A 14726-nucleotide genomic window follows, 5' to 3' on the forward strand; every position below is an offset into this window, starting at 1 on the left:
GCAGCCAGGATCGTCGTCGCAGCAGGATCATCGGACGCCCTTTCAGTTGGCGGTGCTGTTACCACCGCATCGCGGGTCGGTCCAGCACCGACCGCAACACGCCACCGGTTGACGATCCGTCACGAACGCCGGGGGAACGGGAGACCCGATGTCCGGTTAGACTGTAGGACAAGCAAGGCACTGAACAGCGAGAACTGACGCAATGGGACTTCTGGTCGACGGAAAATGGCAGGATCAATGGTACGATACCAAGTCGACCGGCGGCAGCTTCGAGCGAACCAAGACGGTGTTCCGGGACTGGATCACGCCGGATGGCGCGCCCGGCCCTGACGGCCAGAAGGCGTTCAAGGCCGAGGCCGGCCGCTACCATCTCTACATCTCGCTCGCCTGCCCCTGGGCACACCGCACCCTGATCGTGCGCCGGCTGAAGAAGCTGGAGGACGTTATCTCGCTGTCCGTCGTCGACTACCTGATGGGGGACGAGGGCTGGACTTTCTCCGATCGTCCCGGTGCCATCCCCGACAGCGTGCTCGGCAAGCAGCGGCTCTACGAGGTCTACCTCGAGGCGGATCCGCAGTTCACCGGCCGCGTCACCGTGCCGGTGCTGTGGGACAAGCAGACCGGTACGATCGTCAACAACGAGTCCGCGGAGATCATCCGGATCCTCGACACGGGTTTCGACGAATGGGGCGACGCTTCGGTCGACATCACGCCGGAAGCATTGCTTCCCGAGATCGATGCGATCAACGCGATGGTCTATGACAGCGTCAACAACGGCGTCTACAAATGCGGCTTCGCCACCGAGCAGAAGGCCTATGAACGGCCGTTCCACGAACTGTTCGAGGCGCTCGACGAGCTGGAGGACCGGCTGTCGCGCCAGCGCTATCTGGTGGCGAGCGAGGCGCCGACCGAGGCAGACTGGCGGCTATTCACCACGCTGATCCGTTTCGACGCGGTCTATCACGGCCACTTCAAGTGCAACCGGCGACAGATCGCCGACTATCCGAACCTGTTCGGCTACATGCTCGAGCTCTACCAGACGGACGGCATCGCCGAGACGGTCAATTTCGAGCACATCAAGGGTCACTATTATTCGAGCCACCGGATGATCAACCCGACCGGGATCGTGCCGCTCGGTCCGGATCAGGACCTCACCCGGCCGCACGGGCGCCTGCGGCCGGGCGCCTGACGGCTACCAATAGTGGTCGGTCTCGGCCTCGCCGCGCAGCTCCGCCAGCCGCCGGTGGGTCGCGTCGGTGGTGCCGGGGGGCAGCGCATCGGGGGCGAAGAACCCGGTTTCGGCAATCTCGGCATCGGGCTTCTTGTCGACGGCCTGACTGAAGGCGCCGCAGCGATAGAGCAGGACATGATCGCGGTTCGAGGCGTTGCGATTGAAGAACACCGAGAAGAGCGCCGGTGGTGCGTCGAGCTCGATATTGCCTTCCTCGAAGACCTCGCGGGTCAGCGCCTCGATGGCCGTCTCGCCGGGCTCGACACCGCCCCCGGGCATGTACCATCCGGAAACGTAAGTATGCCGGACGAGGAAGATCCTGCCGTCGGGGTCGAAGATCGCGGCGCGGACACCGAGGGTCACGGGCCGCGCAACCAGATGCACGCCGTGCAGCAGCCGGATCAGCGGTTTCTCGAACAGCATGGATTCTCCCGAGCCGCGAGCCCTACCAATCGCGGCGACTTGAGCTAGGATGGCAGGAATGTTCCGCCTTGCCCATCTCTCCGACATTCATCTGGGTCCGCTGCCCGCCCTGTCCATCCGGGAACTCGCCTCGAAGCGCGTGACCGGCTACGTCAACTGGCACCGCAATCGTCGACGCGTGATGTTCGGCGAAACCCTGACCGACCTCGTCCAGGACCTCAAGCAGGAGGCGCCCGACCACGTCGCGGTGACCGGCGATCTGGTCAATCTCGCAACCCAGACGGAGACGATCGCCGCCCGCATCTGGCTGGAGGAACTCGGCCTGCCGCGCGACGTCTCGGTGGTGCCGGGCAATCACGACGCCTATGTGCCGGGCGCCCTGAGGCGGGCCTACAAGGAATGGCACGAGTACATGCTGGGCGACAATCCGCTGTCGGCCGTGGGCAACTCCTTTCCCTATCTGCGGGTGCGCGACAATGTCGCGATCTTCGGGGTCTCCACCGCCGAGGCGACGGCGCCCTTCATGGCCACCGGCACGTTCAAGCGCGGCCAGGCGCTGCACCTTGCGCGCCTGCTCGACAACTGCCGGGCGACCGGTCACTTCAGGGTCGTGCTCATCCACCACCCGCCGGTTTCCGGTGCGGCGGCCTGGCACAAGCGGCTGATCGGCAAGCAGTTCTTCTACAAGGTCATTCACGAGGTGGGCGCCGACCTGGTGCTTCACGGCCATACGCATCTCGACACGCTGCACTGGCTGAGGGGACCGGACCACATGGTGCCCGTCGTCGGCGTGCCCTCGGCAAGCCAGAGCCCAGGGGGCTCGAACCCGGCGTCGCGCTACAATCTCTTCGAGATCGACGGGGGACCGGGCAAATGGTCGCTCGTCCAGCGGGAACGTGGTGCCCGCAAGGAGGCGCCCGGTATCGACTGGATCCGGGAACACGAGCTGTTGTCGAGCGGTCGGGCCGTCCAGGCAAGACCGCGCGAGGACGCAAGACCGGCGCGCGAACCGCAGGATGCGGCCTGAGACCCGGCAGATGATGCGACCGCGTTCTTTTCCGCGGTTTCACCTCGAACCAGACTCCTCTCTCCCCCTTGAGGGAGAGAAAGCGATTTCATCGGCTTAGCGCCGAAGGTGCTAAACGATAGAAATCGCAAGAGAGGGGTATTCGGCTTCCACGCGCCTCAGCGCCCCCCGGCAAAGTCCCTCGCCCCTCTCTTGCCTTTTCTGCGACTTGGCCCTCGCCTCGGGACCAAGACCGCGAAAAGGCTTTCTCTCCCTCAAGGGGAGAGAGAGAGCGGATCACCGCTGACGGCGTACCCGTCGACGTCCAGGCTCCCTCTCCCCCCCCTTGAGGGGGAGTAAGCGATTTCATCGGCTCAGCGCCGCAGGTGCTGAACGATAGAAATCGCAGGAGAGGGGTTTGCGCATCCGCGGTCCGCATCGCCCGCCATCGATCAGCCGATCGAGACGCCCTGGTAGGAGGCAATGGCAAGCAGGATGCCGGCACCGATGACCACGCCGATCATCAGCCAGGTCAGCGCCACGACGACGTCCGTCGCCCGGCTTTTCTGCGCGGGCACGCGCAGCGGCTCGTCGCTGACCGCCCGGGCGGGGCGAGCCGGGGTAATCATCCGCTCGTTCAGCCCGTCTTCCGCCGCGAAGGCCTTGTCGCGCTCGACGATGCGCTCGGCGACGTAGTCCGTCACCCGGTCGGCGATCACCCGCGCCTCCGCGGCTTCCATGAGAACCACCCGGCCGAGCCGGGTCTCGCGCACCAGGCGATAGGTCCGCCGGTCGCGCGCCATCATGACGTTGGCGGTACCGTCGACCCACAGGCGCGGATGCATGCCTCCGGAAATGGTGAAATCGAAGAGGTCCTCGCCCGGCGGCAGTTCATCGAGCAGCGGCTGCAGCTCATCGGCGAGGATCTCCAGGCGGGCACGATCGGCCTCGCGGATGTCGATCACGACGTCGGAGCGGTGCGCCGCGGCGATCTTCGCCTGCCGCACGGCGTCGGATAGACGTTTCGTGCCCATCAGGGACGCCGCGCTGTCCTTGCCTTCGCCCATCACCGGCATCCTCGAATCCGCTTCGTTAACGCGGTCTTCATCTTACCCAGCTTTCCCGGCGGAAGAAACCGCGGCCGTGTCGATCAGTCTGCGGACGCCCGCTTCCCGTCCGCCACGACGGCCCGGATTACCGCGGCGCAGGCATCTGGCGCTTCCAGCATCGGCATGTGGCCGACACCGTCGAGCCGGTGGAGGGTGAAGCCCGGCGGCAGACCGGCGGTCTGGGCGATCGGCGTCACAGGATCCTCGCTCCCCCAGATCAAATGGATCGGCCGATGCTTTTCGGCGATCGCCGCCAGCGGGAGGACCCCTTGCCCGCCGCCGGCGAACAATTCCTCGAAGATCCGGCGCATGGCCGCCCGACCTTCCGGCGTGCGGTCGCCGCCGGCGGCGACATCCGCTGGTGCCACCCAGCCCGGCCCGCCCATGAGGCTGAGGGCCTGTTGCAGATCCTGTCCCTCCGACGCTTCCATCATCGCCCGGATTGGTCCCGTGCCGATCTCCGGCCCGAAGCCGCCGGGCGACAGCAGCGTGAGCGACGCCACCCGCTCCGGCGCGAACAGGCAGATCAACGCGGCAACGGCACCGCCCATCGAATGGCCGACGAGATGTGCCGCGTCGATGCCCCGCTGGTCCAGCTCGCTCAGCACCGCGCGGGCCGCCACCTTCGCCGGGCCCGCGCCCGGGTAATCGAGCGAACGGCCATGGCCGGGCAGATCGAAGGCGATGGTTCGGCGCCCGATATCGCCGAGCGCGGTGCGCACCCTCGACCAGAGCGCCGCCCGGCCGTCGAAGCCATGCAGGAAGACGACCGGGGAGCCCTCGCCTGCGCCTTCCTCCAACCCGAAAAGGCGCGTCGGATCGCTCACCCCGCGGCGTCTCCGGCCGGCGCGAACGGCAGGCGCGCTGTGGTGGAGATGCGGTCCGGATCGGTTCGCAGATGCACCAGCGCGGGGACACCGGCGGCGAGCGCCGCCTCCATCGCCGCGGGGAACGCGGCGGTCTCGGTCACCGTGACGCCGTGTCCGCCATAGCTGCGGGCGAGCGCCGCAAAGTCCGGGTTGACCAGGGTCGTCGCCGATGGCCGGCCCGGATAGTGCCGCTCCTGGTGCATGCGGATCGTGCCGTACTGGCTGTTGTCGACGAGGAGGACCACGACGGCCGCGCCGGCCTGGCAAGCGGTGCCGAATTCCTGCATCGTCATCTGGAAGCAGCCGTCGCCGGCAAAACACACCACCGTCCGCTCGGGATGGCGCAGCTTGGCTGCAACCGCTGCCGGTAGGCCGTAGCCCATTGAGCCGGATGTCGGCGCGAGCTGCGCGGCGTGATCGGTGAAGCGATGGTAGCGGTGCAGCCAGCCGGCATAATTGCCGGCGCCGTTGGTCAGCGTGCTTCTTGCCGGCAACACCTCTTCCAGATGCGCCATGACGATGTTCATGTCGACGTAGCCCGGCCGCGCCGTGGCGTCGGGTGCGGGCTCCGACCAGGCGAGATAGGCCGCATGCGCCGCCTCCGCCTCGCCCGACCAGGCGACCGTCGCGGGCGCGGCGAGCTGCGCCGCCTTCCGCGCGAAGGAGACGGGATCAGCGAGGATCGACAGCGCCGGGTGGTAGAGCCGGCCGAGTTCGGTGTCGTCGGGAAGGACATGGACGAGGCGCTGGCGCGGCGCCGGCACGTCGAACAGCGTGTAGCCCTGGCTCGGCATCTCGCCGAGCCGCGCACCGATGGCGATGACGAGGTCGGAGGTCGCGATCCGCGCCTTCAGCGCCGGCGAGATGCCGATGCCGACATCGCCGGCATAGTTCGGGTGCAGGCTCGGAAACAGCGACTGGCGGCGGAAGGAGCAGGCGACCGGCAGGTGGAAATGCGTCGCGAATTCCTCGACGTCGGCGATCGCCCCGTCCGTCCAGCGCGAACCGCCGAGGATCATGATCGGCGCCTTGGCGCCTTCCAGCATCGCCCAGAGGTCTTCGAGCTTGGACTCGGCCGGATGGATCTCGATCGCCTCGACGCGGCTCGGAATGTCCGCCGCCGCCTCGCCGGACAATGTGTCCTCCGGCAGGGCGACGACCACCGGGCCCGGCGCGCCGTCGAGGGCCATGCGGAAGGCCTCGGCGACGAGGTCGGGCAGTTCGGCGACGGTGGTCGCTTCGAACACCGCCTTGGCCATGCCGCCGAACATCTTGTCGTAGTCCACCTCCTGGAAGGCGCCGCGGCCACGGAACTCGGTCGGCACCTGGCCGATGAAGAGGATCATCGGCGTCAGGTCGTGCGAGGCGACATGCACGCCGGAGGCGGCGTTCGTCGCGCCGGGGCCGCGGGTGACGAAGACGATGCCGGGCCGGCCGGTGAGCTTGCCGTCGGCCTCCGCCATCATCGCGGCACCGCCCTCCTGCCGGCAGAGGACGGTGTCGATGCCGCTGTCGACGAGTGCGTCGAGCACCGGGAGATAGCTCTCCCCCGGCACGCAGAAGACGCGGTCGACGCCCTGCGCTTCCAGCGCGCGGACGAGAAGGACGCCGCCTTCCGCCATCATTTCACCGCTCCGACGATACGGTTGGCGGCCGAGACGATGCCCTGCAGCGACGCGGTGACGATGTTCTTGTTGATGCCGGCGCCGAACAGCCGTCCACTGCCGAGCGCTCCGCCCTGATACTCGATGTCCATGTAGGAGATCGCCGAGGCGTTGGAGCCGTGCTGCAGCGAATGCTCGGAATAGTCGGCGACCGACATCTCGAGCCCCAGATGGCGCGAAAGGGCGTCGATGAAGCCGTCGATCGGTCCGGTACCGCGGCCGGTGATCGTGACTTCCTTGTCGCCGTCGAGAATCGTCGCCTCGAGCAGCCGCTCGCCGCGATGCTCCGGATCGGGCAGCGTGTGATGGTCGAGGAAACGGATCCGCGCGCCCGGCTGCTCGACATAGAGCTCGATGAACCGGTCGTAGATCCGCTTCACCGGCAGTTCGCGGCCTTCCTCGTCGGTGATGTGCTGGATGTCCTCGCGGAACTCCATCTGCAGATTGCGCGGCAGGTTGAGCCCGTAATCGGCCTGCAGCACATAGGCGATGCCGCCCTTGCCGGACTGCGAGTTGATCCGGATGATCGCCTCGTAGCTGCGCCCGACATCCTTCGGGTCGATCGGCAGGTAGGGAACCTCCCACAGTTCCTTGTTGGCGGTCTTGCGCGCCTTCATGCCCTTGTTGATCGCGTCCTGGTGCGAGCCGGAAAACGCCGTGTAGACCAGCTCGCCGACGTAAGGGTGGCGCTCCGGGATCGTCAGCTGGTTGCAGTATTCGTAGACGTCCTTGATCCGGTTGATGTCGGTGATGTCGAGGCCGGGGTCGATCCCCTGCGTGAACATGTTCAGCGCCAGCGTCACCAGATCGACATTGCCGGTGCGCTCGCCATTGCCGAATAGCGTGCCTTCGACCCGGTCGGCACCCGCCATCAGGCCGAGCTCGGTCGCCGCGACGGCGGTGCCGCGGTCGTTGTGCGGATGCAGCGAGACGATGATGTTCTCGCGATTGTCGAGCTGGCGGCACATCCACTCGATCTGGTCGGCATGGATGTTGGGCGTCGACATCTCGACGGTCGCCGGCAGGTTGAGGATCAGCTTGTTGTCGGCCGAGGGCCCGATGATTTCCGCAACCGCGTTGCAGATCTCGGCGGCGAACTCGAGCTCGGTGCCGGTGAAGCTCTCCGGCGAATACTCGAAGCGGTAGCCGCCGCCGGCCTTCGCCGCCATGTCGGTGATCAGCTTGGCAGCGTCCGTAGCGATCTGCTTGATCCCGGCGCGGTCCTTCTGGAACACGAGGCGACGCTGCAGCTCGCTGGTCGAGTTGTAGAAATGCACGATCGGCCGCACCGCCCCCTCGAGCGACTCGAAGGTGCGCTGGATCAGCTCCGGCCGGCACTGGACGAGCACCTGCAGCGACACGTCCTCGGGCGTGTCGCCCTCCTCGATGCACCAGCGCGCGAAGTCGAAGTCCGTCTGCGAGGCCGACGGGAAGCCGATCTCGATCTCCTTGAAGTTCATGTCCTTCAGGAGCCGGAAGAACCGCGCCTTACGGTCGTGGCCCATCGGGTCGACCAGCGCCTGGTTGCCGTCGCGCAGATCGACCGAACACCAGATCGGCGGGGCGGTGATGGTCTTCGACGGCCAGGTCCGGTCGGGCAGGTCGACCTGGCCATAGGGCTGGTACTTGCGGGAAGCGAGCGGCATCGGCGCGGCGCGGCCGGCCGGCTTCTCAGCTTCGATGACGGGTTCGATGGCGGGACTGACGGACATGGCTCTGACCTTCATCTCGGGCGGATGCCGGCGGCGGCGACAAGGCGCGCTTCAGACCGGTCATCGGCAATTGGAACATGGTTGTAAAGATTGAGGGGCAGAGCGCAGGAGCCGAAAGGCCCACTCTACGCGCCGGCTCGACCGCCGGACGCCCCTTCGATCAACGGGTCCGACGGCCGCCGATAAGTAGTCCAAGAAGCAGGCCGGCCGAGCGTGCGCCGCCGACGGATGCGGCAGCGGCAAAAGACGCGAAAGGGGCACGAGCCAGGTTCATGGCTGCGAAGCTAACCGGAAACAGCGCCGAAGCAAGCAAAAAAGCTGTCGCTTCGGCAGGGACGTCCGGCCACCCCGCTTCAGGCGGCGCGTCCGACGAGCTTCGGCACAGGCTGCGAGACGAAGCGCAGCGTGGTGACCGCCCCACCCGAATTGGCGATATCGAGGCGCCCGCCAATCTGCTGGGTCAGCGACACGACGATGCGCATGCCGAGGTTGCGCGAGGCGGCTGGCGAGAAACCTTCCGGCCAGCCGGGCCCGTCATCGGCCACGCGCAGGACGAGCGGCACGCTCCCGCCGTCCTTGCCGGCCCCGTCCCGCCCCAACGTGACGCGGATCATGCCGCCTTGTCCGGGCACCCGGCCATGCTCGATGGAATTGGAGATCAGCTCGGTGGCGATCAGGCCGATAGGCACCGCCATGTCGGCGGAGAGCTCGACCGTCTCGACGTCGATCTCGTAGCGCACGCCCTCGATGCCGGACGCCTCGAGCAGGTCCGGTCCGAGCTGCGCCAGATAGGGACCCATGTCGAGCAGTTGCTTGCCCGGATCGTGCAGCTGCCGCTGGATCTTGGAGATCAGCCCGATGCGGGCAGATGCCTGCAGCAGCACCGCCGTCGCTTCCGGGTTCGTCGTGCCGCGCGACTGGGCGTTGAGCAGCGCGGAGACGACGCCGAGATTGTTGGAGACCCGGTGCTGCATCTCCTGGAACAGCAGATCGCGTTCGCCGGCGTAGCGGCTCGCCGCTTCCTTTTCCACCGTGACCCGCTGCAGCGCCAGTTGCATCCAGTGGATCAGCGCGATGTCGACCGTTACGATGAAGACGTAGAAGGCCAGCGCCAGCACCGAGCCGCCGGTCAGTTCGAACGAATTGAGCGGCGGTATGAAGAAGTACCAGGAGGCGATGCCGCCCGCGAGGGCGACGACGATCCCGGGCCTGATACCGGCGAAGAAGGCGGTGATGATGACGGCCGGAAAGAACGACAGATAGGGAAAGCCGACCGGCAGCTGCGCATCCAGCTCGTAGCGGATCGCGAAGGCGATCACGAAGGCGGCGACGGCGAACACCCAGCGCAGCACCGGCCGCTCGCTGAGCGACGTTCGGGCCAGCAATGCCTGGATCCCCTTCAGCCTGGAAGGCGCTACTGTCAAAACGTCCCCTGTCTCCATGCGTCCACGTCGCGCAACCTGCGGCTGGCGGCGCCAGGCAGCGCCCAGCCGACAATCCGCGCGTTTCCGCCTTCCGGAGAATACTGGCCCCTTCGGAACATATCGAAAACTTCGGCGTGCAGCGCAATGAAATTCGCTGATCCATGCGCAGAAAAAACGGTGCTAGAGCACCGGCACGCCAGTCTGTTTCGCCTCGGCCTCGGGCTCCACGTGGATCAGCACCCGCGCGCCCTGGAACTCATGCTTCAGCGCGTCCTCGATGCGATCGCAGATGTCGTGCGCCGCCCCGACCGTCATCGCTTCCGGCACCACCATGTGGAACTCGATGAACATCGCCCGACCCGCCAGCCGCGTCTTCAGGTCGTGGACCTCGATCGCGCCGTCGGCATTGGCGGAGATGAGGTCGCGCACCTGCGCCTCCTCGCCCGGATGCATCGCCTGGTCCATCAGGCCGGACAGCGAACTGGTCACGACCAGATAGCCCTCGCGCAGGATGTTGAGGGCAACGAGCGCCGCCATCAGCGGGTCGAGGATCGACCAGCCGGTGGCCGTCGCGATCAGCAGGCCGCCGATTACGCCGACCGAGGTGACGACGTCGGCCATGATGTGGCGCCCGTCCGCCGCCAGGGCCGGCGAGCGCTTCTCGGCGCCGCGGCGGATCAGGTAGAGCGCCCAAGCGGCGTTGATCGTGGTGGCGATCGCGTTGATGGCGATGCCGGTGAGCGGCGCCTCCATCGCGCGCGGCACGAGATAGGCCCCCCAGGCCTCCCGCAGGATCAGCATCGCGGCGACGACGATCAGCACGCCTTCGACCACCGCCGAGAAGTACTCCGCCTTCGTATGGCCGAACGGATGATCGCTGTCGGCCGGCTTGTAGCTCAGGGAGACGGCCCACAGCGCGATCAGCCCGGCGACGACGTTGACGATCGACTCCATCGCGTCCGAGAACAGCGCGACGGAGCCGGTCACGTGATAGGCGGCGTACTTGATCGCCAGGACGACGAGCGCCACCACGACCGAGATCATGGCGATGCGCTTGACCAGCGTCCCGCCGCCGTCCCGCGGTTCCTGGGCAGCCATGCTCACGTCTCAGGCGGCCTTGACGCGGGCGCGGCGCGGCAGCTTGGCGACGATGTTCTCGATCATCCGCATCCCGGCGTCGCCGCCCAGACTCATGATGCTCTCGGGGTGGAACTGCACCGCCGCGACTGGCTCGGTGCGGTGCTCGAAGGCCATGACGATGCCGTCGTCGGTCTCGGCAGTGACCTCGAACTCCTTGGGCAGGCGCACCGGATCGGCGAAGATCGAGTGATAGCGCCCGACCGTGACCTCGCCCGGCAGGCCCTGGAAGATGATGCCGGGCTTTGACACGCGGATGCGCGACGGCTTGCCGTGCACCGGAAGGTGCAGCGTGCGCAGCGATCCGCCGTAGGCCTCGGCCAGCGCCTGCAGGCCAAGGCAGACGCCGAAGATCCCGGCGCCGTGCGCACGCGCCGCGGCGATGGTTCCCTTGCAGTCGAAGTCCGAGGGACGGCCGGGTCCTGGCGAAAGGACGACGAGGTCCGGATCGATCCGCTCGAACACTTCCGCGGGCACCGGCGTGCGGACCGTCGAGACGGTCGCGCCGGTCTGGCGGAAATAGTTCGCGAGCGTGTGGACGAAGGAATCCTCGTGATCGACGAGCAGGATCCGGATCCCCTCCCCGACCTTCGCGGCGTGCCGTTCGCCGCCGACCGCGCCGGTGGCGCCCGCCTCGCGGATCGCGCCGAGCAGCGCCGAAGCCTTCAGCTCGGTCTCGGCCTCTTCTTCCTCCGGATTGGAATCGTAGAGCAGCGTCGCGCCGGCGCGCACCTCGCCGATGCCGTCCTTCAGCCGGATGGTGCGAAGGGTCAGGCCGGTGTTCATGTCGCCGTTGAAATGCACCATGCCGACGGCGCCGCCATACCAGGCGCGCGGACTCTTCTCGTGGCTCTCGATGAAGCGCATGGCCCAGAGCTTCGGCGCACCGGTGACCGTCACCGCCCAGGCGTGGGAGAGGAACGCGTCGAAGGCGTCCATGCCGTCGCGCAGCCGGCCCTCGATATGGTCGACCGTGTGGATCAGCCGCGAATACATCTCGATCTGCCGACGGCCGATCACCTTGACCGAGCCCGGCTCGCAGACCCGGCTCTTGTCGTTGCGATCGACGTCGGAGCACATTGTCAGCTCCGACTCGTCCTTCTTGGAGTTGAGCAGCTTCAGGATCTGCTCGGAATCGGCAATGGCGTCCTCGCCGCGCTTGATCGTGCCGGAGATCGGGCAGGTCTCGACCCGCCGGCCGTTCACCCGCACGAACATCTCGGGGCTGGCGCCGATCAGGAACTCGTTCTCGCCGAGATTGACGAAGAACGAGTAGGGCGAAGGGTTCACCGCCTTGAGGCGGCGGGAAATCTCCGACGGGCGATGCTCGGCGCGCTCGTAGAACACCTGGCCGGGGACGACCTCGAAGAGATCGCCGCGGATGAACTTGTCCTTGGCAGCGCGCACCAGCTCGGCATATTCGCCGGGCCGGTGGTCGCCGCGCGGCGGGATCCGCTCGGATGGCACGAAGGGCGCCGGCTCTCCGCCGCCGGCAAGGCCGTCGGTCGAGACGCCGTCATGGGCGAAGGCGTAGCGGGTGAGGACCGCGCTCGCCGAATAATGGTCCACCGAAAGGATCTCGTCCGGCAGGTACAGCACCAGGTCGCGGCCGGCGGGATCGCGGGGCAGCACCTCAGCGACGGGATCGAACTGGAAGGCGAGGTCGTAGCCGAAGGCGCCGTAGAGGCCGAGCTGGCTGTCGTCATCGGCCTTGAACAGCGACACGATCGAGCGCAGCACCGAGAACACGGTCGGCATGCGCGACCGCTCTTCCTCGGTCACCGCGCCCGAAGGTGTCCGGACCGTCAGGTCGATGCGGGCCGCCTGCCGCTCGAGATGCGCGATGTCCGCGTGGCCTGCGAGCGCGTCGGCGATGAAGCCGAGCAGGACCTCGCCGCGCGGGTTGAGTGCCTCGATCCACATCTTGCGGCCGCGCGAGGCCAGCACCAGCGGCGGATCGACGAAGGCGACGTCCTGGCGGGTATAGCGGCCGGGATATTCGTAGTTGGAGAAGAGCACCGCGCCGCGGCGATCATCCAGCCGGTCAAAATACGGCTCGATGGCGCCCTCGTAGGCCACCGTCCGCCGGTTGCGGGTAATCACGATGCCGCCGGCGGTGACGTACCGCTCGCGCTCGTCTTCGGTCTGCTCGATCACCATGACTTATCTCCGGGTCTAAGGGCACGTTCGCGGGTCTCGGCCCCGGACCCCTGGCGACAAAGCAAAAAGGCCGCCGGATGATCCGAGGCGGCCTTGAGGTACTGATCACATGCGTGATGGTCCGGCCGCTTTAGCGCGTCCGCCACCAGTTCATCGCGAGGATCATCCGAGTGTTCATGGCATGATCGATAGCCGAGGCGGCGGCGAAGGGCAAGGCTCCCCGAAGCGCGGGGAAAGAATGGCGCGGCAGCGATGTTGCCGGCGTCTCCGGCACCACCATCGACTGGTGCGACATATTCGCCACGCTCCTGCCCCAATGACAGGTCGGTATCGCGAGCTTCTTGCCGGAGGGGTGCCGGAGGGGACGATCCGATCGTGCCGGCTTCGCTCCAGTGTAAGCGAAGGGGCGAACCATGACTTCAGCAATGACGCGCCGCGAGATCCTCGCGGGGCTGACGGCACTCGGTGTCGTACGACTGCCCGGATCCGCCCATGCGGCGGATGGGCCTCTGCAATTCGAAGCCGCAAGGCCATTTTCCTTCGAGGCGCTGGCAGACCATGCCCGTCGTCTCGCGGCCGAGCCCTACGTCCCGCCGCAGGTGCGCGGCGGCGGCGTCCTCGACCGGATCGATTTCGACACGCACTGGAAGATCAAGTACCGGTCGGATGCGGTTCTGGACGTCGCGGACGGCAAGGCGCCGGTCAGCCTGTTCCATCTCGGGCGGTACTTTCAGGTCCCGGTGAACATCCATGTCGTCGAGGGCGGCCAAGCCCGCAAGCTGATCTACGACGAGGCGCTGTTCGACATGCCGTCCGACAGCCCGGCACGCGACCTGCCCCACGATGTCGGCTTTGCCGGCTTTCGGGTGATGGAGCCGAATTCGGCAGCCGACTGGCTTGCCTTCCTCGGCGGCTGCTACTTCCGCAGCGCCGGGGAGCTCAACCAGTACGGCCTGTCGGCACGCGCCGTCGCCGTTGACGTCGCCATGCCGACGCCGGAGGAATTTCCGCGCTTCACCGACTTCTATCTCGGCCCGCCGAGCTCGCCCGAGCACGACCTGTCGATCACCTGCCCGCTGGACAGCCAGCGCATGACCGGCGTCGTGAAGATGGAGGTCGGCAAAAGCGGCCGGGTCATCATGGACATCCAGGCCCGCTTCTTCGCCCGCGCCGACATCGACCGTCTCGGCCTGGCGGCGCTGACGTCGATGTTCTGGTATTCGGAGACCGACCGCGACCGGCGCATCGACTGGCGGCCGGAAGTGCACGATTCCGACGGGCTGGCGATGTGGACCGGCGCCGGCGAACGGATCTGGCGGCCGCTGAACAATCCGACGCGGGTCATCACCTCGAGTTTCGCCGACCGCGACCCGAAGGGCTTCGGCCTGATGCAGCGCGACCGGGAGTTCGAATCCTACGAGGACGACGGGGTGTTCTACGACCGCCGGCCGAGCCTTTGGGTGGAGCCGAAAGGCGGTTGGGGCGCCGGCAGCGTGCAACTGGTCGAGATCCCCACCGACGACGAGATCCACGACAACATCGTCGCCACCTGGGTGCCGGAAAAGCCGTTTCGCCGCGGCGACGAGATCGCGCTGGACTATCGCCTGACCTGGTCGAAGGACGATCCCTACCCGCCGGAGGTCGGCACGGTCAGCGCCACCCGCATGGGCCGCGGCGGCATACCCGGCCAGCCACGCCCCGCCGACGCCTCGAAATTCGCCGTCGATTTCGATGGCGGCAAGGTGGCGGCGCTCTCCCGCGACACAAGCGGCGTCGAGGCCGTGGTCACCGCCTCCCGCGGCACGCTGTCGCGGATCGACGCCTATTCGGTGAAGGTCGGCACCGCCTGGCGGTCGACCTTCGACCTCACCGTCGACGGGACGGAGCCGGTGGATCTGCGGCTCTACCTCGTGCGTGACGGCGAGGTGCTGACCGAGACGTGGCTCTGCCAGTATCTGCCGCTGCCGGAGGACCGTCGGGGGGCATAGAGG

General features: G+C 67.2%; 12 protein-coding genes. 3 read left to right on the plus strand and 9 right to left on the minus strand.

Annotation, left to right across the window (positions count from 1 at the left end; translation table 11 throughout):
• Positions 1-202 precede the first annotated feature (202 nt).
• A complete protein-coding gene (locus GGR03_RS07345; protein WP_183206874.1) occupies positions 203-1189 on the plus strand; it encodes a glutathione S-transferase family protein in 987 nt (328 codons plus the stop codon).
• 3 nt (positions 1190-1192) lie between these two features.
• Here GGR03_RS07345 and GGR03_RS07350 read toward each other — a convergent pair whose 3' ends face one another.
• Complete coding sequence (locus GGR03_RS07350) at positions 1193-1654, minus strand: NUDIX domain-containing protein (RefSeq protein ID WP_183206875.1); 462 nt, start codon at positions 1652-1654, stop codon at positions 1193-1195.
• 49 nt (positions 1655-1703) lie between these two features.
• Here GGR03_RS07350 and GGR03_RS07355 point away from each other — a divergent pair, with 49 nt between their 5' ends.
• Entirely contained in the window at positions 1704-2681 is a 978-nt protein-coding gene (locus tag GGR03_RS07355) for a metallophosphoesterase family protein (protein ID WP_425486699.1), read from the plus strand.
• A gap of 431 nt (positions 2682-3112) precedes the next feature.
• On the opposite strand, the gene GGR03_RS07360 is transcribed toward GGR03_RS07355, so the two are convergent.
• The 8 genes from GGR03_RS07360 to GGR03_RS07395 all read right to left on the minus strand — a co-directional run bounded on the left by GGR03_RS07360 (position 3113) and on the right by GGR03_RS07395 (position 13030).
• Entirely contained in the window at positions 3113-3727 is a 615-nt protein-coding gene (locus GGR03_RS07360) for a hypothetical protein (RefSeq protein WP_183206877.1), read from the minus strand.
• Between the two features lie 83 nt (positions 3728-3810).
• Positions 3811-4596, minus strand: coding sequence for an alpha/beta fold hydrolase (locus GGR03_RS07365; protein ID WP_183206878.1), 786 nt, complete (start codon positions 4594-4596; stop codon positions 3811-3813).
• Complete coding sequence (locus tag GGR03_RS07370; protein ID WP_183207077.1) at positions 4593-6260, minus strand: thiamine pyrophosphate-binding protein; 1668 nt, start codon at positions 6258-6260, stop codon at positions 4593-4595. Before GGR03_RS07370 ends, GGR03_RS07365 begins: the two co-directional genes overlap by 4 nt.
• Positions 6260-7948, minus strand: coding sequence for a 2-isopropylmalate synthase (gene leuA, locus GGR03_RS07375; protein ID WP_183207078.1), 1689 nt, complete (start codon positions 7946-7948; stop codon positions 6260-6262). The genes GGR03_RS07370 and leuA overlap by 1 nt, the downstream gene beginning before the upstream one ends.
• 419 nt (positions 7949-8367) lie before the next feature.
• Complete coding sequence (locus GGR03_RS07380; RefSeq protein ID WP_183206879.1) at positions 8368-9399, minus strand: sensor histidine kinase; 1032 nt, start codon at positions 9397-9399, stop codon at positions 8368-8370.
• Between the two features lie 219 nt (positions 9400-9618).
• Positions 9619-10536 (minus strand): cation diffusion facilitator family transporter, encoded by a 918-nt coding sequence (locus GGR03_RS07385; protein ID WP_183206880.1) that lies wholly within the window; start codon positions 10534-10536, stop codon positions 9619-9621.
• Between the two features lie 9 nt (positions 10537-10545).
• Positions 10546-12735 carry an anthranilate synthase gene (locus GGR03_RS07390; RefSeq protein WP_183206881.1) on the minus strand — a complete coding sequence of 730 codons (2190 nt, stop codon included), beginning with the start codon at positions 12733-12735 and terminating at the stop codon, positions 10546-10548.
• 130 nt (positions 12736-12865) lie between these two features.
• On the minus strand, positions 12866-13030 hold the full coding sequence (locus GGR03_RS07395; RefSeq protein ID WP_183206882.1) for a hypothetical protein: 165 nt from the start codon (positions 13028-13030) through the stop codon (positions 12866-12868).
• 118 nt (positions 13031-13148) lie between these two features.
• Between GGR03_RS07395 and GGR03_RS07400 the strand changes: the two genes are divergently transcribed.
• Positions 13149-14723: an OpgD/OpgG family glucan biosynthesis protein gene (locus GGR03_RS07400; protein WP_183206883.1), complete on the plus strand. Its 1575-nt coding sequence runs from the start codon at positions 13149-13151 to the stop codon at positions 14721-14723.
• Positions 14724-14726: the final 3 nt, after the last annotated feature.

The sequence above is a fragment of the Aurantimonas endophytica genome (assembly GCF_014196845.1).
Classification (GTDB): domain Bacteria; phylum Pseudomonadota; class Alphaproteobacteria; order Rhizobiales; family Rhizobiaceae; genus Aurantimonas; species Aurantimonas endophytica.

Excerpts from the sequence above, each read along its gene's own strand:
- GGR03_RS07350 (WP_183206875.1), bottom strand. The coding sequence starts at position 1,654 with ATGCTGTTCGAGAAACCGCTGATCCGGCTGCTGCACGGCGTGCATCTG.
- GGR03_RS07385 (WP_183206880.1), bottom strand. The coding sequence starts at position 10,536 with ATGGCTGCCCAGGAACCGCGGGACGGCGGCGGGACGCTGGTCAAGCGC.
- leuA (WP_183207078.1), bottom strand. The coding sequence starts at position 7,948 with ATGCCGCTCGCTTCCCGCAAGTACCAGCCCTATGGCCAGGTCGACCTG.
- GGR03_RS07395 (WP_183206882.1), bottom strand. The coding sequence starts at position 13,030 with ATGTCGCACCAGTCGATGGTGGTGCCGGAGACGCCGGCAACATCGCTG.
- GGR03_RS07345 (WP_183206874.1), top strand. The coding sequence starts at position 203 with ATGGGACTTCTGGTCGACGGAAAATGGCAGGATCAATGGTACGATACC.
- GGR03_RS07400 (WP_183206883.1), top strand. The coding sequence starts at position 13,149 with ATGACTTCAGCAATGACGCGCCGCGAGATCCTCGCGGGGCTGACGGCA.
- GGR03_RS07360 (WP_183206877.1), bottom strand. The coding sequence starts at position 3,727 with ATGGGCGAAGGCAAGGACAGCGCGGCGTCCCTGATGGGCACGAAACGT.
- GGR03_RS07355 (WP_425486699.1), top strand. The coding sequence starts at position 1,704 with ATGGCAGGAATGTTCCGCCTTGCCCATCTCTCCGACATTCATCTGGGT.
- GGR03_RS07390 (WP_183206881.1), bottom strand. The coding sequence starts at position 12,735 with ATGGTGATCGAGCAGACCGAAGACGAGCGCGAGCGGTACGTCACCGCC.
- GGR03_RS07370 (WP_183207077.1), bottom strand. The coding sequence starts at position 6,260 with ATGGCGGAAGGCGGCGTCCTTCTCGTCCGCGCGCTGGAAGCGCAGGGC.